Below are 19,379 nucleotides of genomic sequence, written 5' to 3'. Positions count from 1 at the left end.
AAGTTGTAAGCTGCATTACTTACTAATAAATTTTCATAGAAAACTTAAGTTTAGATGGAAAATAATTTTTAAATTAAGCATTTATAATCATTTATGTATAGATTTTTCGACTTTAGTAAAACTTAAATTTATAATAAAACTTTTAATTTTTAAATTTTTTATCTAGCAGTATAAAAAAATCAAATAAATTGTCTATTTTTTTAGGTTAAAGCCTTGACTTTTACCCCTTATTTCCATATAATTAAAGACAGCGTAAAATAATAGGAGGTGATAATATGAAGAGAACTTATCAACCAAATAGAAGAAAAAGAAAAAAAGACCATGGCTTTAGAAAAAGAATGTCAACTCCCGCTGGAAGAAGAGTATTAAAATCCAGAAGAAAAAAGGGTAGAAAGAAATTATCTGCATAATAAAAAAGCTGCGGCTTTTTTATATTGTGGATAAGGGACATTAATTCCTATGGAAAAACAATTTACTTTAAGAAAGAACGAAGATTTTAAAAGAGTTTATAAGAAATCCAAGCACTATTATAATAGGGATTTTACAGTTTTAGTCAAAAATAACGGAGTAAATAGACCAAGAATTGGTTTTTCTATTTCTAAAAAGGTAGGCAAGGCCCACCAAAGAAATAAGTTAAAAAGAAGACTTAGGTCTATTGTTTACAATAATTATAGATATATAAACAACGTTGATATAATTATTATACCAAAAAAACATACCACAGATTTTACTTATGATAAGCTTAAATCTTCTTTAGGTCACGTATTAAATAAGGCCTTTAAGGAAAAGAAAATAAATTATGTTAAATAAGCTTTTTTTAAAAATAATTAGATTTTATCAATTGTTTATTTCTCCATTCTTAGGCTCGGGTAAATGTAAATATTATCCTACTTGTAGCCAATATGCTATTGACTGTTTTAAGAAGTACAATTTTTTAAAAGCCTTAGTTAAGGCTTGTTGGAGAATTCTAAGGTGTAATCCTTTTTCTAAGGGAGGGTACGATCCGGCCTAGCAATTGATTTATAATTCAATTCAGAGATTGGAGAAAAAAATGTTAAATTTTATAGCACAACTACTTGGTAGTTTGATGAAATTAATCTATGAAACTTTGGTAAATAACTTTACAGAACCAGAGAGTATGAGCTTTTATGCCATATCAATTATAATTATGACAGCATTGGTATCACTTATAACCATACCAATGACTATGAATCAGCAAAAACAAGCTGCGAAATCATCAGAAATGCAACCCAAAATCGAAGAGATTAAGAAAAAATACTCTTATGATCCTCAAATTATGCAACAAAAGATGCAAGAGTTTTACAAGCAAGAGGGAGTAGGACCAGGACTTTCCTCATGTTTAGTTATGATTTTCCAGCTTTTAATACTTTTATCCCTCTATAGGGTTATACAAAATCCTGACAAGTTTGTATTTGATGGGGGACTTCATGCAATAAGAAACGACTTTTTATGGGTTCCAAGCCTATCTAAAGCGGATCCACTATTTTATGGGCTTCCACTTCTAACAAGTATAAGTCAGCTTTTAGTTCAACTTTTTACTATGAAAACATCACCTGCAACCAATGCCCAAGCTCCAGGAATGGGTTCTATGAATACAATGCTTATGGTAATGCCAATTATGTATTATTTTATATTTAGGGGCCTTCCAGCAGGTCTTCCACTTTATTGGACAACAAGTTCTATAGCAAGGCTTGTAATTTTAGGTGGCCAATACTTAATAGGACTTAGAAAAAGAGATGAAGAGGTAGAAAATGAAAAGATCAATAATAAGAACAGCAAAAACTAAAGATGAAGCTATAAATGAAGCTTTAAAAGAGATAAATAAGACTAGAGATGAGGTATCTATCGAAATAATCGAAGAAGAGTCTAGTGGATTTTTGGGTCTTATTGGTCAAAAGGATGCTGTTGTAAAGATTTCCTATGATCAAGATTTAGATGAAGGTATCGATGATCTTATGAAAGAAATTGAAGAAGATAGCAAAAAATCTCTTAGAGAAAACTTTGATGTAACAGCCTTATCAAGAGAAATTACAAATGAGGAAAGTTCTAAAGAAGATGAAAAAGTTTTAGAAGAAAAAAGCATAGATAAAAAATCTAATCAAGATGAAAGATTAGATGAAGCAAATATTGTTGAAGAAGATGAGTTAAATACTGATGTAGAGCTTTACTATAAGGCGAAAGATCTACTTGAGAAAATTCTTTATAATATGCATTTTGAAGATATAAAAGTCATAGGAAATCTTGAAGATAATATTATTAAGCTTGATGCAAAAATTGACCCTAAAGATACTGGAATTGTTATAGGAAGATCAGGAAAGACTCTTGAAAGTATAGAAACTATTATAAGAAAGATAATAAATACTAGGGAGAATAATCTAAAGCTTAATATTGATATAAATAACTACAAAAAAAGACGAGATGAAAAAATTATTGACTTGGCTGATAAAGCTTGTAAGAAGGTTTTGAAAACTAGAAAGCCTTGGAATCTAAAATATATGAATTCATATGAAAGAAGACTTGCTCATGAGCAAATAGGAAAATATGATAAGTTGGATTCCCACTCTGAAGGAGAAGAACCAAGAAGATATGTTGTAGTTGATTACAAAATTGACTAGTTAAAAGATGTTTCACGTGAAACATCTTTTTTAATGGAAATAATTAATGTATAATACTATAGTATAATAAGAGATGTTTATGTCAAAGGTAAACAATCGTTATAGAAAGGAAGAATTATGAGTGAATCTACAATAGCAGCAATTTCAACACCACAAGGTAGTGGTGGTATATCTATAGTTCGTATGAGTGGCGGTAGTTCTTTTGACATTATAAAAAGGATCTTTAAGCCATTTAATAAGAGGGAACTTGATAGGATTAAGGACAATAGAATGATGCGTTATGGTCATATAGAAAAAGATGGCCGAGTATATGATGAAGTTATGGTAAACTTCATGAAAGGACCAAATACTTATACTAGAGAGGATATTTGTGAGATAAATTGTCATGGATCTATGATTTCTGTAAAAGATATATTAAATCTTTTACTAGATGAGGGGTGTGATTTAGCAGAACCTGGTGAGTTTACTAAAAGAGCTTTTTTAAATGGAAGGATAGATTTATCTCAAGCTGAGGCAGTTCTTGATATTATAAATTCAACTAATGAATTATCTCAAAAACAAGGATTAAAGCAATTATCAGGATTATTAAGAGAAAAAATAGAAGATATAAGGGACATCCAGTTGGAGGCCTTATCAAGGATTGAGTATTCCATTAATTTTACAGAAGATGGGCAAGATCTTCCCTTAGATGATATAATATCTTATGTAGAAAGGGCTAATGATGAAATTAAAAAGCTTTTATCAACAGCTAATAAGGGCAAGCTCATAAAAGATGGAATAGAGACAACAATAATAGGAAAACCTAATGTAGGCAAGTCATCTCTATTAAATGTCCTATTGAATGAAAATAGAGCAATAGTTACAGATATACCTGGAACTACAAGAGATTCTATAACTGAGTATATAAATTTAGGAAATCTGACCTTAAAGATAAATGATACGGCTGGAATTAGAGAAACTGAAGATAAGGTTGAAAAAATAGGAGTTGAAAGGTCAAGGGAGCTTGCAGAAGATGCAGATTTAGTTATAGCAATATTTGATAGGTCTAGAGACTTTGATCAAGAGGATAAGATTATACTTGATATTATAGAGAATAAAAATGCTATCATTATTTTAAATAAATTAGATTTAGATTCAAAGATTAAAAAAGAAGACTTAGGTAACAATTTTAAGGTTATTGAAACTTCTATGATAAGCAGGGATGGGATAGATAAGCTTGAAGAGGCTATCTTTGAAATATTTGATACTAAGGACTTAAATAAAGAATCATTGATTATTACAAACCTACGCCATGAAAGATTATTAAATTTAGCAAAAGAAAAGATAGAAAATGCCCTTAAGGATATAAAGTCCCAAGTTCCTATCGATTGTGTAGAGGTTGATTTAAGAAGTGCATATGATGACTTGGGTCTTATAATTGGAGAAACTGTTTCAGATGAGATAATGGATAAAGTATTTAGGGAGTTTTGTGTTGGAAAATAAGATGAAAAAATATATAGACCAATCCTATGATGTAGTAGTAATAGGGGCAGGTCATGCAGGTTGTGAAGCTTCTCTTGCAAGTGCAAGACTTGGTTTTAAAACCTTGGTTTTGACAACAAGTATGGAGTCTGTAGCAGATATGCCATGTAATCCAAATATAGGAGGAACTGGAAAAGGACATATTGTAAGAGAGATAGATGCTTTAGGTGGTGAGATGGCATTAAACATAGATAAGACCTTTATACAATCAAGGATGCTAAATACCTCAAAAGGTCCCGCAGTTCATTCTTTAAGGGTTCAAGCTGATAAGATAAAATACCACCAAGAGATGAAAAAAACTCTTGAAAGGCAAGAAAATCTTGACTTATTTGAACAAGAAGTTGATAAGATTAACATAGAAGATGGAAAGGTTAAAAGTGTAGAAACAGTACAAGGGGCAATTTTTCCTACTAAAGCTGTTGTAGTTTGCACAGGAACCTATCTTAATGGAAAAATTCTTATGGGAGATTATCAAAAAACATCAGGTCCTCATGGACTTTCAGCAGCTACATTTTTATCAGATAGTCTAGAAGAGTTAGGTTTCAATCTTAGACGTTTCAAGACGGGAACACCTGCAAGGGTTGATATTAAGACAATAGACTTATCACAAACAGAAGTTCAAAAAGGAGACGAAAATGTAGTAGCCTTCTCCTTTATGAATGAAGATAAAGACTTTTCAGATAAAAAACAGGAAAATTGTTACCTAACTTATACAACAAATGAAACTAAAGAAATAATCATGGCAAACCTTCATAAATCACCTATGTATGGGGGATTAGTAAAAGGAGTTGGTCCTAGATATTGCCCATCTATTGAAGATAAAATGGTAAGATTTCCAGATAGGAATATCCACCAAGTTTTTATAGAACCAGAAAGCCTATCAACAGATGAGGTCTATATCCAAGGTGTATCATCAACTCTTCCTCAAGAAGTGCAAAGAGAATTCTATAAAACTATAAGGGGAATGGAAAATGCAAGGATTATGAGACCAGCCTATGGTATAGAATATGACTGCCTTGATTCAACAGATTTAAAGAGAAGTCTTGAGTCAAAAAAGGTAGAAAACTTATTTTTTGCAGGACAAATTAATGGTTCATCAGGTTATGAAGAAGCAGCAGGTCAGGGTCTAATAGCAGGAATTAATGCAAGCCTTAAAATTAAAGGAGAAGATCCACTTATACTCGATAGGTCGGATGCTTATATAGGAGTTTTAATAGATGATCTTGTAACAAAAGGAACTAATGAACCTTATAGGATGATGACATCAAGATGTGAATATAGACTTACTATGAGACAAGATAATGCAGACTTTAGACTAACAGAAATTGGATATAAGATAGGACTTGTATCAGATGAACGTTTTGAGAAAATGCTAAGAAAAAGAGAAAATATAGAAAAAGAAATCAATAGGCTAAAAGGGGTTATGATAAGTCCAAACAAGAAGAATAATGAAATGTTAGAATCTATTGGAACAAGTCCACTTAAAACAGGATATAGCTTATTCGATCTTATAAAAAGACCAGAGCTTACTTATGAGCTTGTCAAAGTACTTGACCCTGATAGACCAGAGCTTCCAAAATTTCAACAAATTCAAGTTCAAACAGAGATCAAATATCAAGGCTACATTAAAAAACAAATGGCTGATATAGACAAGTTTAAAAAACTTGAAAATAAAAAACTCCCACAAAATATAGACTATTTTACTATAAAAGGACTAAAGAAAGAATCATCAGAAAAACTTAATGATATAAGACCAGATTCCATAGGACAAGCCTCAAGAATATCTGGAGTAAGTCCTGCTGATATAAATGTTTTACTAATAAGACTAAAGGCAGGTGATTTAGATGGATAAGTTTAAAAAATATGAAGAAATGCTAATAGAGACAAATAAGAAATTCAACCTAACCACCATAGTTGATTCTAGCCAGATTAAAGTAAAGCACTTTGACGACTCCTTAACCATTGAGAAATATATAAATAAGGGAATGAAAGTTCTAGATATAGGTTCAGGAGCAGGATTTCCAGGGATTCCTCTTAGGATAAAAAAAGAATTTGACTTAACCCTCATAGATTCAGTAAATAAAAAAGTAGGCTTTATGAATGAGGTAATAGAGGAATTAGGTTTAAAAAATACGAGAGCTATTCATACAAGAGCAGAAGATTATGCTAAAAATAATAGGGAAAAGTTTGATATGGTAGTATCAAGGGCAGTAGCAAAACTATCAACACTTTTGGAATATGCCTTACCATTTCTAAAAGTAGGGGGAATTTTTATAGCAATGAAAGGTCCTAAGGCAGAAGAAGAATTAAATGAAGCCGAAAATGCTCTTAAAATCTTAGGAGGAGAGTTAATAAATATAGACACAATAGACCTTAATGGAAACACAAGAAAAAATATACTAATAAAAAAAGTAAGGTCAACAAAAATAAAATATCCGAGGGCAAAAAACTTGCCAAAGAAGAATCCTCTTTGATATTCATTAATATCTTAAGATTATTTTTTGATTTTAATCATAAGGCTTTAGAACATATTTTGTTTTAAGGTCTTTTTTATTTTTTATGTGTTTAATTAAGATAATTAGTAATAAGTCACTTCATTTAATTGGAAAGTTTAGATATTGTTTTTATTAAGGTAAATTACTATAACTTTAATAAAATCTCATTGTTTTGTTGTATTATTAATAATATTATATTTACTTTTATTCTTCGCCTAATGTTGAGACAAACTAAGGGGCTCTTGCTTAAGTAGTAAATTATAATAAATAAGATTATACATTATTATTTGTATCATAATTAATTATAATAACAAGTACGTAATAATTAATTTGAAGAATTAAATTAATTGAAGTGATTTTTAGGATATAAAAAATAATCTAAGAGAGTATAATAAAAAAGAATTACTGCTGATATGTAAGAAATGTTTCATGTGAAACATTTAATATTGAAAACTTATCTTGATATTGTTATACTATTTAAAGAGAAAAGAGGTTTTATGAAAGCACAAATTTTTTCAGTTGGAACAGAAATATTACTTGGAAATATTACCGATACTAATTCAAAGTATATAGCACAAAGATTAAGTGAGTTTGGAATAGATTTATACAAGATGGTAACTGTTGGAGATAATTTTGACAGGTTATTAAAAGAACTTAAAAATGCTATTGGTAAAGTTGATTATATTTTTATTACAGGAGGGCTGGGACCTACTGAAGATGATATAAGTAAAGAAGTAGCGATCAGGGCAAGTGGTAAGGAAGATAAGGTAGTTATAGATGAGGAAAGTAAAAAGAAACTTGACTCATATTTTAAGTCAAATGAAAGGGCCCTTAGTGTGAATATAAAGCAGGCAAAATTTCCTAAAGATGCTATTATTCTTCCAAATGATATAGGTACAGCACCAGGTTGTATTATTGATTGTGATAATAAGAGCAAAATAGTTCTTATGCCGGGGCCACCTCAAGAGATGAAATATATGTTTGAAAATAAATTACTTAAATATATAAAAAAAGAAGCGGTTATTAAGTCAAAGACTTTAAGAATTGCACTTTTGGGAGAATGGGATATGGCAAGTAGGATAGATCTTCATTCTACAAATCCAACCATAAGTCCTTATTTTGATGATGAGGGAGGATTTTTAAGAATAAGTGCAAAGGCAGAAAGTGATGATAAAGCTCTTATCTTACTTGATGAAAAGGAAAAGGAAGTAAGGGAAGTTTTTGGTCCACTATTATTGTCAGATGATGGAAAGAGAAAAGAAGAAACCCTTATAGATTTATTAAAAGAGAGAAAAGAGAAAGTATCTTGTGCTGAGTCTATTACAGGAGGAATGGTGGCGTCATCTATTATAGATATAGCTGGTGCAAGTGATGTAATAGAAGAGTCCTATGTGACCTACTCTGATAGGACTAAAGAAAAAATCTTGAATGTTTCATATGAAACATTAAGAAAATATTCTGCAGTCAGCAAGGAATGTGCATATGAGATGCTCGATGGTCTGTATGATAGGACAAAATCAGCATTATGTATAATAACTACAGGCTATGCTCACAAAGGAGAAGCTTTTATAGGTGTAAAATATAAGGATAAAAAGTTTGTTAGAGAATTTAAGTTCTCTGCAAGTAGGAATAAGGCTAGGCGTTGGACTAAAAATAGGGCCATGGACCTTTCCATATTAATAATGAGAGGTATGTATGAAGACAATTTCGATATTTAATCAAAAGGGTGGTGTAGGAAAGACTACTACAGTGGTAAATCTTGCCACTGCCCTTTCAAAATTAGGAAAAAAGATTCTGGTAATAGATTTTGACCCTCAGGCAAATACTACAACAGGTTTGGGTCTTGATAAATCTAAGGTAGAGAAGTCTATATACAAGATGTTTTATGAAGAAGATTCATTTGAAAATTACATAGTAAAAACAGAAGATGGTGCTTATCTTATTCCAAGTGAAAATGCCCTTTCTGGTCTTGAAGTGGAATTGGTTTCTTTAGATGAGAGAGAAAGACTCACTATGCTTAGTTCTATTATAAAAGAAATAGGAGATGATTTTGATCTTATAATTATAGACTGCCCACCATCTCTTGGACTTTTATCTTTAAATGCTCTTGTAGCAAGTGATTCCATAATAATACCAATTCAAACAGAATATTATGCCCTAGAAGGGGTAAGTGAGCTTATGAATACCTATAAGTCTATAAAAAGTTCTGTAAAAGAAGATCTTGAAATTGAAGGGGTTCTTTTATGTATGTTTGATGGAAGGTGTAAGCTTTCATATGAGGTTGTAGAAGAAGTAAAATCATATTTTAAGTCCAAGGTCTTTAAGACTATGATTCCTAGAAATATAAAACTTGCCGAAGCACCTTCTTATGGGAAGTCAGTAATTGTTTATGATGAGAAATCAAAGGGAGCAAGAGCCTATCTTAATCTGGCAAGTGAGCTTATAGAAAATATAAAAAAGGAATCCAAAGAAAAGGAAAATTTCAAGAAAAAGACTAAGGAAAAGATAAGTGAAGAAAGTAAAGATTATAATCAAGAATTAAGAAAAGATGAGAAAGATAAAAAACTTCAAAAAGATGAGGAAAAAAATCAGGTGATAAGAAATGACGAGAAAAACATTGGGTAGGGGTCTTGGCTCGCTTATACCAGAAAATAATAAGAAAAATAAGACTGTAGTTAAAATTCCTATGGAAAAAATCATCAGAAGAGAAGACCAACCTAGAAAAAGTTTTGATACAAAAGCTCTTGAGGGTCTAAGCCAGTCTATAGAACAATATGGTCTTTTAAATCCAATAGTTTTAAGAAAAAATGGCAATAAATATGAAATTATAGCAGGGGAGAGAAGATTTAGGGCAAGTAAGCTTCTAGGTCATACAGAAATAGATGCTATTATAAAAAATGTAGATAATAAAGATATAGATATACTTTCTATAGTAGAAAATGTTCAAAGAGAGGACCTTACAGCTCTTGAAGAGGCTAATGCCTATAATGAACTTATTAAAAATTATGGACTAAAACAAGACGAGATAGGAAAAACTGTCGGAAAATCAAGATCTTATATAGCAAATACCCTAAGGCTTTTAAAACTTGATGAAAATAGTAAAAAGGAATTAGAAGAGGGAAATATAACTTCATCTCAGGCAAGGACACTTCTTTCTATAAAAGATAAGAATGAAAGAAGTAAAAGCCTTGATGATTTTAAAAATAAAAAAACAAATATTAGAAATGTAGAAAAAAAGAATAAAAATAAAAGAAAAGAAAATTTAGACATAAAAGAAGATAAGCTAGATAAGATACTTTTTGAAGACTTTGAGGAAAAATTTATAAACCTCTTAGACTCAAAGGTTGAGATTAAAAAGCAAAATAATACCTACAAAGTGTCTATAGACTGCTTTTCTATAGAAGATATTGAAAGACTTTATTGGAGTATAAAAAATGGCAGAGAAGAAGTTGATTGATTTTAAGCTAGGTGAATTAATAGATAATACAAGAAAGCCTACAGCCTATCCTGGAGGAGGAGCCCTAGCAAGTCTTAGTGGAAATCTTGGAATAAATTTAATATTGATGATGGCAAAAAAGGACTATAAAGATGAGAATTTGAATAAAAAGGGGAAAAAAATCTTTAAGAAATTCATAGCTTATTCACAAGAGCTAAAGGATTTGATGCAAGAAGATGTAGATAGGGTAAATGTCCTTTTAAAAGCTTTTAAAAATAATGAAATGGATAATATTGATAAGCTTATCAATGATGCAAATATTGCACCAAAAAGAACAATCGAACTTATGATAATAGTCCTTCAAGATTGTGATTTTCTACTTGAAAATGGGAAATTTTCAACTATAAGTGATGGGGAGATAGGACTTAGATTGGTAAAGGAATGTATACATTCATCTTTTGTAAATGTTATTATGAATGAAAAATACTTTGATAAAGATAGCAATTTTAAAAAAACCGACTACAAATCAATTACTAAATATTGTGATAAGCTATATGAAAAGAATATGGATATTATCAGAAAGAGGATTAAGTTATGGGACAAATAATGGCAATAATAATTTTATTTATAATAGTTATAGTTGAATTTACTATGATAAAGTCAAACAACGATAAGCTAAGAAGGCAAAAAAGAAGATACGATCATCTTCTTAGGGGAAATAATCCAGATCTAAACCTAGAAGAATTAATCTTAGAATTAAACAAACAAATAGATAAGTCAAATAAGGAGATAAGATCTCTTGACCAAAGATCAGCAGATACTAAAAACTCATCTATGGGAGCTGTAAATAAGATGGCAGTTGTTCATTTTGATGCCTTTGAAAACCAAAGAGGGAAAAACTCATTTTCTTTAACTCTTCTAGACTCTTACCACAATGGAATAATTCTAACCAATCTCTATTCCCAAGAAGGTTCAAATACCTATCTTAAAGAGATAATAAATGGAGAAAGTGAGATAGAACTTTCTGAAAGAGAGAATGAATGTCTAGAAAAGGCAAAACTATAGAAGAAAATATTTTCACTTAGGGTATAATAATAGTATTAATATCGATTTTAATTAGGAGGCTATTATGGCAAATGATGGAGTAATGGAGCTTGCAACTGATAATATTAGAGGGAAAAATCGTACTATAGTTTTTCCAGAAGGTGATGATTCAAGAGTTTTAAGGGCAGCGATAAGACACAACAATGATGGTCTTATTAAACCTATACTACTTGGAGATCCTGAATCTATTAAAAAAGTTGCAAACGAAGAAGGTGTGGACTTAGGAAATATAGAAATAATTGATCCTAGACACTCTGATTTACTCGATGAATTAGTAGATAGATATGTAGAATTAAGAAATGGTAAAAACACCAGAGAAGATGGTGACTACTTGCTTAAAAAAGACAATAACTACTTCGGAACTATGCTTATAGAAACAGGTAAGGCTGATGGTATGGTTTCAGGTGCTGCTCACCCAACAGGAGATACTGTAAGACCTGCTCTTCAACTTATAAAAACAAAAAAAGGTGTAAATAGGGTAAGTGGTGTAATGATTATGCTTGGACCAAATGGTGAAAAATTATTATTTGCAGATACAGCTATTAATATCACTCTTCAATCAAATGAACTTGCTGAAGTTGCAGTAGAAGCTGCTAAAACAGCAGTTGAATTTGGTATAGAACCAATAGTAGCAATGCTATCTTTCTCAACAAAAGGTTCTGCTAAACACGAATTGGCAAGAAGAGTAGAAGAAGCTACAAAACTTGCTAAGGAAATGGACCCAGACCTTAAAGTTGATGGGGAAATGCAATTTGATGCTGCAATCTCACCACAAGTAGCAAGAAAGAAAATCCCTAACTCAGATGTAGCTGGAAGAGCTAAAGTATTTATATTCCCAGATCTACAATCTGCAAATATTGGTTATAAGATAGGACAAAGATTAGGAAATTATGAAGCTCTTGGTCCAATACTTCAAGGACTTAATAAACCAGTAAATGACCTTTCAAGAGGATGTAACGAAGAAGATGTTTATAAACTTGCAATCCTAACTGCTAACCAAGTTAGAGACTAAAGTTAATAAGTTAAAATAAAGAGACAGTCTAATGATTGCCTCTTTTATTATATAAAAAATAAGCTATTAATAATATAAAAATTAAACAATAATCATTTTAAAGGGGTGATGACTATATTTAGAGAAGAATTAAAACAAAATGCAAAAGCAGTAGGTCCCATAGCCATTCTTGTGTTAGTATTGAATATATTTAGACCAGTAGATAATAAATTAATCGTAAACTTCCTTATAGGTTGTTTAGGTGTAATAGTAGGTTTATCTATATTCTTAACTGGGGTAGATTTATCAATATCAAAAATAGGATCTTTTATGGGAGATTTTATAGCAAAAAGTGAAAATATATTAAAGGTTATAATATTTGGCGTATTTATAGGCTTTGTAATATCAATTGCAGAACCAGACCTATTAATTTTAGCAAAGCAAGTAAGCAGTGCTATAGGACTTGAATCAATGTTAATAGTTTCTATAATATCAGTAGGTGTAGGAGTGATGATATCAATAGGACTTTATAGGATATTTAAGGAAATTAAGCTATCTAGTCTTATGATGTGTATATATGGAGCAATCTTTATTCTTATGTTTATATCAAGTGATTTAAGTCATGCTATAGCCTTTGATGCATCTGGTGCAACTACAGGAGCTATGACAACTCCTTTTATAATAGCTTTAGGTCTTGGAGTAAGTAAACTTAAAGGAGAGAGTAAGGGTGAGGAAAACTCCTTTGGACTTGTAGGAATAGCATCAACAGGACCAATACTTGCAGGACTTTTGATGACAATGTCTATAGACCCATCAGCAGTTGTAATAGAAGAAGTAGCCCATACTTCAGCAATTTTAAGTGGATTTAAGTCAGCAAGCTTTGCAATATTACCTATAACTATAGTATTTCTTATAATGGATAAGCTAGTATTTAAACTAAAAAATAAAAAAGATATAATGCTTGGACTTGGATACACCTATATTGGTCTTATAATGTTTTTAGCCTCAGTAGAAGGAGGTTTTATGGAACTTGCAAGAGTTATGGGAGAGGCTTATGCTGACTTTAAATTTGTTCCACTAATAGGCTTTGTTCTAGGACTTTTAGTTGTTTTAGCAGAACCTGCAGTATTTGTATTATCAGAGCAAGTAGAAGATGTAACTGCTGGTTCAATCCATAGGTCATCTATAATGAAGGCTTTATCAATAGGAGTTGCCTTTGCAGTGATGCTTGCAATGATAAGAATCAAAATAGACGGATTTAAGCTTTGGATGCTAATAGGACCGGGATTCTTACTTGCCCTAATACTTTCAAGAAATGTACCACAACTTTTTGTAGGTATTGCCTTTGACTCAGGTGGAGTTGCATCAGGGCCAATGACTGCAACCTTTATTCTCGCATTTTGCCAAGGGGTTGCAGGAAATGTTGCAGATGGATTTGGAGTTATAGCTTTTGTTGCACTTATGCCAGTTATAACTATAATGATAATGGGATCTTTTTATAAGGAGGTCATAGAGGGATAATGAAATATTTAAGAATAATTACAAATAGATCTAAAGGATCTAAATTTATGCAACAGCTTCAAGCTTATGGAGCAAAATATATAAGTTGTCTTTTAGCAGAGGGTTCTGCTAATGATCACATATTAGAAGTCCTTGGAATTAATAAAGAAAGAAAAGAAATAGTATCAGCCTTAGTAAATGACTCTTTAGTAAAAGACTTGCTGGATAAATTATCAGATAAATTTGACAAGAAAAACACATCTATCATGTTTACAACACCAATAGATAAAAAAGGAGAAATAAATATGGAATATGAGGCTTTATATGTAATAGTGGATAAGTCCAATGCCGATAGGGTTATAGATATATCCCAAAAACATGGAGCAAGGGGGGCGACTATTGTTCACGGAAGGGGTTCAGGTATCCAAAAAAAGTCAGTATTTTTAAATATGGTTATAGAACCAGAAAAAGATATAGTAATAATGCTTATAAAAAAAGATATAGCGGAAAAAATTAAATCAGCTCTTTATGATAGCTTAGAGCTTAATCAAGATTCAAATGGTATACTTTTTTCACTACCTGTAAGTGATGTTCGTGGTCTTGTTGATCAAAAATAATAGAAGTATAATAACTTTATTAATGGAGGATAAAAATGAAAGAATTAAATACTCAAGAGTTTGATACTCATGTACTAGAAAATGAAGGAATAGTCTTAGTAGATTTTTCAGCTACATGGTGTGGACCATGCAAGATGCAAAAACCAATACTCGAAGAATTAGAATCTGAAGTAGACTTTGATATATATTCAGTAGATGTAGACCGAAGTCCAGAACTTGCTGGAAGATATAATGTAAATGCAGTCCCATCAATGATGCTTTTCAAAAAGGGTACATTAAAAAACACCCTAGTAGGCTTCCAAGCTAAAGAAGTTATACTTGAAGAAGTAGAAAAACTTAAATAATATGGATTATGATTTAATAGTAGTAGGTAAAGGGCCTGCAGGATTATCTGCAGCCCTTAATGCTGCAATTAGAAAAAACAAGGTTTTAGTCATTGGGAAAGATTCCAAAGCTCTTTCAAAAAGTCCATCCATAAAAAATTACCTAGGATTTAAGGATATAAAGGGAGATGACCTATATCAAAGATTCCTAGAGCAAATTAAATACTATGATATAGATATAAAAGATAAAAAAATTAAGGCGGTTTACGCTATGGGAGACTACTTTGCAGTAGATTTTGGAGATGAAATGCTAAAATCAAAAGCCTGCATTATAGCTACAGGTATAGACATGGGTAAAGTTATAGAAGGTGAAGATAAGTTTTTTGCAAAGGGTATATCTTATTGTGCAACCTGTGATGCTTCTTTATATAAGGGGCGTGATGTTGTAGTTATAGGCTACAATGAAGAGTCAATAGAAGAAGTAGAATTTATAAATAAAGTAGCTAAAAATACGACCTTTATAAATATGTACAAAAAAAATATAAAACTTTCATCTAATATAAATATTGTAGATGAAAGGCCTTTAAAATTTGATGGCCTAATAAAGGCTGAAAGTCTTGAGCTTAGTGATGGTAGTAAAATCAGGGCTGATGGATTTTTTATAATAAAATCATCATCTAAGCCTAAAAACTTAGTACCATCTGTAAAAATGGATGAAAAACATATCTTGGTGGATAAAGATATGAAGACAAATATAAGGGGGCTTTTTGCCTGTGGTGACATAACAGGTAAGCCTTACCAAATAAACAAAGCCTGCGGTGAAGGTCAAGTAGCAGGACTTAATGCAAGCTCATATATAAGAAATGTTTCACGTGAAACAAAATGACAGTGAAACTATTAGTGGGGTGTTGTAAAATTACGAATTTATATCTTTATATAATTGCAAGTTACTTCTAGAATCTTAAAAACAAAGCTTTATACTATAGAGTAAAATTGTTGTGGAGGGATTTGTAATTATATGATAAAGATTAATTCATTAAGCAACAACCCCATTAGTTTTTTTTAAAGATAATAATAGGTGTTTTTTATCAAAGAACATAATTAATTCACAATTAAAGTATGTATTAAAAATATTCTTTCTAAATACTTGAAATTTATTACAATATATGTAAAATAATAGTGGAGAATACTTATCTCCTATATTAAATATAGGTCTATAATTTATGGAGGTTTATATGACAGACAGACACATTGATTTTTTTGAATTTAATAATTCTATATTCTCTATGATTAGAGAAATATCACACAAGATAGATTTACTATTACAAGAAACAGCAACAGATCTAGGAGTAACAACCCTACAACTTAAGATGATTATGACCTTATCTGCATCTGAAGATTCAGTATCAATAGGTAATCTTGGAAAAAGTATAGGTGTAAATGGTGGAAATATATCAAATATTTGCAAGAAACTTGAAAAGCAAGGATTTGTTGATAGAAATAGATCAGATGAAGATGAAAGAGTTGTAAATGTTAAGCTTACCCAAAAAGGTGTTGATGCAGCTGATAAGGTAAGTGAGTATTTTGATAAAATAAAACCAGAGGTTGATGAGTCAAATATCAACACTAACTTAAAGACAATCATTAATGAATTAGAATCTTTAGATAGCTTACTAGATGATTATATTATAAGGAGTGGTTTATAGATGCTATCAAATAAAAAAGGCAATAGGCCATTGGTCTACTATTGGATTATAGCCATAGTTGCCTTTCTAGTAATAAGATACATGCTTAATCCTATTACAATGGGAGAGAAGCCAAAGGAGGTAACTTACAACCAATTTGTCCAAATGATAGATAATGACCAAGTAAGAGAAGTTACCAAAGATGATTATAACTATACCTTCACAGCTATGGTTGATGGTGACAAAAAAACTTTCACCACAGGTTTATGGCCAGATACTAACCTTACAGAAAGATTACTTGATAAGGCTAAGAATAATAAGAACCTAACATTTACGAAAGAGATAGAAACAAAAATGAGTCCATGGCTCACCCTGTTTATAACATCTATTTTGCCTCTTATATTCTTGCTTTTAATTTTCTATATGGCTAACAGGTCTCTATCAAAGACTATGGGAGGCCGAGGTGGCGGAGACTTCATGAACTTTGGTAAGTCAAATGCTAAAGTCTACATGGAAAATAAGACGGGAAAAACTTTCAAAGATGTAGCAGGCCAAGAAGAGGCAAAAGATAGCCTTAATGAAGTCGTAGATTTCTTACATGAACCACAAAAATATAGGGATATAGGGGCAGTTCTTCCAAAAGGCGTGCTTTTAGTAGGTCCTCCAGGAACAGGTAAGACACTTTTAGCAAAAGCTGTAGCAGGTGAGGCTAATGTACCATTTTTCTCAATTTCAGGCTCAGAATTCGTTGAGATGTTTGTAGGTATGGGAGCAAGTAAGGTAAGAGATCTTTTTAAACAAGCTAAGGAAAAGGCTCCATGTATCGTCTTTATAGATGAGATAGATGCCATAGGTAAGAGAAGGGATACATCAGGTTTTAGTGGAAATGATGAACGTGAACAAACCCTTAACCAACTTCTAAACGAAATGGATGGATTTGATGCAGCTGAGGGAGTAGTACTTTTATCTGCAACAAATAGGCCTGAAATCCTTGACCCAGCTCTTACAAGACCTGGAAGATTTGATAGACAAGTAAGAGTTGAGCTACCAGATTTAAATGGTAGAAAGGACATCTTAATAGTTCATGCAAAAAATGTTAAAAGAGAAGATGACATAGACTATGAAGAAATTGCAAGAAGAACGGCAGGAACTTCTGGTGCAGACCTTGCAAATATAGTAAATGAAGGTGCGCTTAGAGCTGTAAGAGAAGGTAGGAAAAAACTTACACAAGTTGACCTTGAAGAAAGTATAGAAACTGTAATAGCAGGTGCACAAAAGAAAAATGCTGTAATAAGCGATGACCAAAAGAAGATTATAGCCTACCATGAAGTAGGACATGCCTTAGTTACAGCTATTCAAACCCAAAAGAAACCAGTAACCAAGATAACCATAGTTCCAAGAACATCAGGGGCCTTAGGTTATACCATGAGTGTTGATCGTGATGAGAAATATATAATGACCAAAAAAGAACTATTTGATGAAATAGTTACCTTTGCAGGTGGTAGAAGTGCAGAAGAACTTATCTTTAATACTAAAACTACTGGGGCAAGCAATGATATAGAAAGAGCTACCCAAATTGCAAGAGCCATGGTAACCCAATATGGTATGGACGATGATTTTGATTTTGTCCAACTTGAAAGAACAACTGGAAGATACCTAGGTGGAGAACACTCACTTATAGTATCTAGTGGTACTGGAGATAAAATTGATGAGAAAGTAATCCACATCATATCTCAAGCCCACATGAGAGCTATAGAAATCTTAAAAGATAACCTAGACAAACTTCACGAAATATCAGACTTCCTTCTTAAAGAAGAGACTATAACAGGTGAACAATTTATGGAAATTCTAAATAAAAAACCTGTAGAAGTCAAAGTAAAAGAAGAAATTGAAGAAAAAGAGTCTACAAATGAAAATTCAAGTGATGAAATAAGCACAAAAGACGAAGAAAAAATTGTAGAAGAAAAAAATGAAGAAGATAATAAGCCAATAGAACTTGGTTCAAGTGAAGATGACTCCAAAAAAGATGAGTAGATAAGACCCCTTCTAGGGGTCTTTTTTATTAATAAAATGAGGAATATATGGAATATTTAATAAGAATAAAAGATAAAAAAGAAAATTTTACTCAAAAAGATAAACTTATAGCAGACTATATACTTAAAAATAAAGATAAGATAATAAACGAATCATCCATAGACCTTGCTAAAAATACAAAAACTTCTCAGTCTGCGGTAACACGATTTGTCAAAAAAATAGGCTATAAGTCCTTTGTAGATATGAAAGTTTCGATAGCAAAATCTTTTGAAAGCAAGAATGAATATATAGAAGATGAAATAAAAAAGGATGATAAGATCAGTGAAATAATAGATAAATCTAGAGCAAATATCCAAAAGACATTAGAAAAAACCTATGCTATAATAGATGAAAAAAATATAGAAAAGGCAGGAAATTTAATCAATATGGCAAGTAGGATTTACCTTTGTGGAGTTGCAGGATCTGGACTTATATGTGAAGATTTCTACTATAAACTCCTTAGGGCAGGTGCAAATGTTTTTTATGAAAAAGATGCTCACACAAATCTTTCAGCCATAAGCCATATAAAAAAGGGTGATATCCTTATAGCAATCTCCTATAATGCTAAAACAAAAGAAGTATTAGAAGCAGTGAAATTTGCAAAAGAAAATAATGCTAGGGTTATAGCCATAACAAAGTCTGAAAAATCAAAAATAAAAGACCTATCAGACATAATTCTAAAAATTCCATCAAGTGAAAAAGAAATAAGATATGGGGCAATTACCTCAAGATTCTCATCTTTTATAATTACAGATATTCTATTTTTCACCTATATAGCTAAAAATTACGAAAATGTAAATGAGAGCCTTAAAATAAGTAAGGACTTAACTGATAAACTTAAATAATTATTTCAAAAATAAACAAAAACACTTGAAATAAATTTTCAAGTGTTTTATAATATAGAAAATAAAAAGCTTTTCAAACAATAGTCTAATATATTTTAGAATATTTAATAAGATTAAAAGTTTAACTTATATAATTCCTATATTAATGTGCCA

At 31.2% G+C, this 19,379-nt stretch carries 21 protein-coding genes; all 21 read left to right on the top strand.

All coding sequences use genetic code 11. The annotated features are described in order from the left end of the window. The first annotated feature begins 275 nt into the window (after window positions 1-275). The 21 genes from rpmH (at window position 276) to FYJ26_RS03955 (ending at window position 19,226) form a co-directional block, all read left to right on the top strand. Window positions 276-410: a 50S ribosomal protein L34 gene (gene rpmH, locus FYJ26_RS04055; RefSeq protein ID WP_154539863.1), complete on the top strand. Its 135-nt coding sequence runs from the start codon at window positions 276-278 to the stop codon at window positions 408-410. Between the two features lie 49 nt (window positions 411-459). Then, window positions 460-810, top strand: a complete 351-nt coding sequence (gene rnpA, locus FYJ26_RS04050) for a ribonuclease P protein component (protein WP_154539861.1) — start codon at window positions 460-462, stop codon at window positions 808-810. Continuing rightward, window positions 800-1,012: a membrane protein insertion efficiency factor YidD gene (yidD, locus tag FYJ26_RS04045; RefSeq protein ID WP_154539859.1), complete on the top strand. Its 213-nt coding sequence runs from the start codon at window positions 800-802 to the stop codon at window positions 1,010-1,012. The genes rnpA and yidD overlap by 11 nt, the downstream gene beginning before the upstream one ends. A gap of 39 nt (window positions 1,013-1,051) precedes the next feature. Continuing rightward, entirely contained in the window at window positions 1,052-1,807 is a 756-nt protein-coding gene (locus tag FYJ26_RS04040) for a YidC/Oxa1 family membrane protein insertase (protein WP_154539857.1), read from the top strand. Beyond that, entirely contained in the window at window positions 1,773-2,636 is an 864-nt protein-coding gene (jag, locus tag FYJ26_RS04035; RefSeq protein WP_154539855.1) for an RNA-binding cell elongation regulator Jag/EloR, read from the top strand. Before FYJ26_RS04040 ends, jag begins: the two co-directional genes overlap by 35 nt. A 117-nt stretch (window positions 2,637-2,753) precedes the next feature. Next, window positions 2,754-4,118 carry a tRNA uridine-5-carboxymethylaminomethyl(34) synthesis GTPase MnmE gene (mnmE, locus tag FYJ26_RS04030; protein ID WP_154539853.1) on the top strand — a complete coding sequence of 455 codons (1,365 nt, stop codon included), beginning with the start codon at window positions 2,754-2,756 and terminating at the stop codon, window positions 4,116-4,118. A 1-nt stretch (window position 4,119) separates the two neighbouring features. Next, window positions 4,120-6,009 carry a tRNA uridine-5-carboxymethylaminomethyl(34) synthesis enzyme MnmG gene (gene mnmG, locus FYJ26_RS04025; RefSeq protein WP_154539851.1) on the top strand — a complete coding sequence of 630 codons (1,890 nt, stop codon included), beginning with the start codon at window positions 4,120-4,122 and terminating at the stop codon, window positions 6,007-6,009. After that, window positions 6,002-6,631, top strand: coding sequence for a 16S rRNA (guanine(527)-N(7))-methyltransferase RsmG (gene rsmG / locus FYJ26_RS04020; protein WP_154539849.1), 630 nt, complete (start codon window positions 6,002-6,004; stop codon window positions 6,629-6,631). The genes mnmG and rsmG overlap by 8 nt, the downstream gene beginning before the upstream one ends. Before the next feature lie 518 nt (window positions 6,632-7,149). Beyond that, window positions 7,150-8,370: a CinA family nicotinamide mononucleotide deamidase-related protein gene (locus FYJ26_RS04015; protein ID WP_154539847.1), complete on the top strand. Its 1,221-nt coding sequence runs from the start codon at window positions 7,150-7,152 to the stop codon at window positions 8,368-8,370. Next, window positions 8,348-9,277 carry a ParA family protein gene (locus FYJ26_RS04010; protein ID WP_154539845.1) on the top strand — a complete coding sequence of 310 codons (930 nt, stop codon included), beginning with the start codon at window positions 8,348-8,350 and terminating at the stop codon, window positions 9,275-9,277. The genes FYJ26_RS04015 and FYJ26_RS04010 overlap by 23 nt, the downstream gene beginning before the upstream one ends. Beyond that, a complete protein-coding gene (locus tag FYJ26_RS04005; RefSeq protein WP_154539843.1) occupies window positions 9,255-10,109 on the top strand; it encodes a ParB/RepB/Spo0J family partition protein in 855 nt (284 codons plus the stop codon). Before FYJ26_RS04010 ends, FYJ26_RS04005 begins: the two co-directional genes overlap by 23 nt. Further along, window positions 10,087-10,695: a cyclodeaminase/cyclohydrolase family protein gene (locus FYJ26_RS04000; RefSeq protein WP_154539841.1), complete on the top strand. Its 609-nt coding sequence runs from the start codon at window positions 10,087-10,089 to the stop codon at window positions 10,693-10,695. Before FYJ26_RS04005 ends, FYJ26_RS04000 begins: the two co-directional genes overlap by 23 nt. After that, the gene (locus FYJ26_RS03995) at window positions 10,683-11,153 is read left to right on the top strand and encodes a DUF4446 family protein (RefSeq protein WP_154539839.1); all 471 of its coding nucleotides are present in this window, start codon (window positions 10,683-10,685) and stop codon (window positions 11,151-11,153) included. The genes FYJ26_RS04000 and FYJ26_RS03995 overlap by 13 nt, the downstream gene beginning before the upstream one ends. 64 nt (window positions 11,154-11,217) lie before the next feature. Then, on the top strand, window positions 11,218-12,204 hold the full coding sequence (gene pta / locus FYJ26_RS03990; protein WP_154539837.1) for a phosphate acetyltransferase: 987 nt from the start codon (window positions 11,218-11,220) through the stop codon (window positions 12,202-12,204). A 108-nt stretch (window positions 12,205-12,312) separates the two neighbouring features. Continuing rightward, window positions 12,313-13,704, top strand: coding sequence for a DUF1538 domain-containing protein (locus FYJ26_RS03985; RefSeq protein ID WP_154539835.1), 1,392 nt, complete (start codon window positions 12,313-12,315; stop codon window positions 13,702-13,704). Next, window positions 13,704-14,300: a P-II family nitrogen regulator gene (locus FYJ26_RS03980; protein ID WP_154539833.1), complete on the top strand. Its 597-nt coding sequence runs from the start codon at window positions 13,704-13,706 to the stop codon at window positions 14,298-14,300. The genes FYJ26_RS03985 and FYJ26_RS03980 overlap by 1 nt, the downstream gene beginning before the upstream one ends. Before the next feature lie 35 nt (window positions 14,301-14,335). After that, a complete protein-coding gene (trxA, locus tag FYJ26_RS03975) occupies window positions 14,336-14,644 on the top strand; it encodes a thioredoxin (RefSeq protein WP_154539831.1) in 309 nt (102 codons plus the stop codon). 1 nt (window position 14,645) lies between these two features. Next, window positions 14,646-15,509, top strand: coding sequence for an NAD(P)/FAD-dependent oxidoreductase (locus FYJ26_RS03970; protein ID WP_154539829.1), 864 nt, complete (start codon window positions 14,646-14,648; stop codon window positions 15,507-15,509). Between the two features lie 349 nt (window positions 15,510-15,858). After that, complete coding sequence (locus FYJ26_RS03965; RefSeq protein WP_154539827.1) at window positions 15,859-16,329, top strand: MarR family winged helix-turn-helix transcriptional regulator; 471 nt, start codon at window positions 15,859-15,861, stop codon at window positions 16,327-16,329. Beyond that, on the top strand, window positions 16,330-18,342 hold the full coding sequence (gene ftsH, locus FYJ26_RS03960; RefSeq protein ID WP_154539825.1) for an ATP-dependent zinc metalloprotease FtsH: 2,013 nt from the start codon (window positions 16,330-16,332) through the stop codon (window positions 18,340-18,342). 47 nt (window positions 18,343-18,389) lie between these two features. Further along, window positions 18,390-19,226: a MurR/RpiR family transcriptional regulator gene (locus FYJ26_RS03955; protein ID WP_154539823.1), complete on the top strand. Its 837-nt coding sequence runs from the start codon at window positions 18,390-18,392 to the stop codon at window positions 19,224-19,226. Window positions 19,227-19,379: the final 153 nt, after the last annotated feature.

Origin of the sequence: Anaerococcus porci (assembly GCF_009696575.1) — a bacterium.
In the GTDB taxonomy this organism is placed as follows: domain Bacteria; phylum Bacillota; class Clostridia; order Tissierellales; family Peptoniphilaceae; genus Anaerococcus; species Anaerococcus porci.
This window is presented reverse-complemented; position numbering and strand designations above follow the sequence as displayed.

Bases quoted from the DNA above. Each gene is read 5' to 3' on its own strand.
- rpmH (WP_154539863.1), top strand. From the start codon at position 276: ATGAAGAGAACTTATCAACCAAATAGAAGAAAAAGAAAAAAAGACCAT.
- rnpA (WP_154539861.1), top strand. From the start codon at position 460: ATGGAAAAACAATTTACTTTAAGAAAGAACGAAGATTTTAAAAGAGTT.
- yidD (WP_154539859.1), top strand. From the start codon at position 800: ATGTTAAATAAGCTTTTTTTAAAAATAATTAGATTTTATCAATTGTTT.
- FYJ26_RS04040 (WP_154539857.1), top strand. From the start codon at position 1,052: ATGTTAAATTTTATAGCACAACTACTTGGTAGTTTGATGAAATTAATC.
- jag (WP_154539855.1), top strand. From the start codon at position 1,773: ATGAAAAGATCAATAATAAGAACAGCAAAAACTAAAGATGAAGCTATA.
- mnmE (WP_154539853.1), top strand. From the start codon at position 2,754: ATGAGTGAATCTACAATAGCAGCAATTTCAACACCACAAGGTAGTGGT.
- mnmG (WP_154539851.1), top strand. From the start codon at position 4,120: ATGAAAAAATATATAGACCAATCCTATGATGTAGTAGTAATAGGGGCA.
- rsmG (WP_154539849.1), top strand. From the start codon at position 6,002: ATGGATAAGTTTAAAAAATATGAAGAAATGCTAATAGAGACAAATAAG.
- FYJ26_RS04015 (WP_154539847.1), top strand. From the start codon at position 7,150: ATGAAAGCACAAATTTTTTCAGTTGGAACAGAAATATTACTTGGAAAT.
- FYJ26_RS04010 (WP_154539845.1), top strand. From the start codon at position 8,348: ATGAAGACAATTTCGATATTTAATCAAAAGGGTGGTGTAGGAAAGACT.
- FYJ26_RS04005 (WP_154539843.1), top strand. From the start codon at position 9,255: ATGACGAGAAAAACATTGGGTAGGGGTCTTGGCTCGCTTATACCAGAA.
- FYJ26_RS04000 (WP_154539841.1), top strand. From the start codon at position 10,087: ATGGCAGAGAAGAAGTTGATTGATTTTAAGCTAGGTGAATTAATAGAT.
- FYJ26_RS03995 (WP_154539839.1), top strand. From the start codon at position 10,683: ATGGGACAAATAATGGCAATAATAATTTTATTTATAATAGTTATAGTT.
- pta (WP_154539837.1), top strand. From the start codon at position 11,218: ATGGCAAATGATGGAGTAATGGAGCTTGCAACTGATAATATTAGAGGG.
- FYJ26_RS03985 (WP_154539835.1), top strand. From the start codon at position 12,313: ATGACTATATTTAGAGAAGAATTAAAACAAAATGCAAAAGCAGTAGGT.
- FYJ26_RS03980 (WP_154539833.1), top strand. From the start codon at position 13,704: ATGAAATATTTAAGAATAATTACAAATAGATCTAAAGGATCTAAATTT.
- trxA (WP_154539831.1), top strand. From the start codon at position 14,336: ATGAAAGAATTAAATACTCAAGAGTTTGATACTCATGTACTAGAAAAT.
- FYJ26_RS03970 (WP_154539829.1), top strand. From the start codon at position 14,646: ATGGATTATGATTTAATAGTAGTAGGTAAAGGGCCTGCAGGATTATCT.
- FYJ26_RS03965 (WP_154539827.1), top strand. From the start codon at position 15,859: ATGACAGACAGACACATTGATTTTTTTGAATTTAATAATTCTATATTC.
- ftsH (WP_154539825.1), top strand. From the start codon at position 16,330: ATGCTATCAAATAAAAAAGGCAATAGGCCATTGGTCTACTATTGGATT.
- FYJ26_RS03955 (WP_154539823.1), top strand. From the start codon at position 18,390: ATGGAATATTTAATAAGAATAAAAGATAAAAAAGAAAATTTTACTCAA.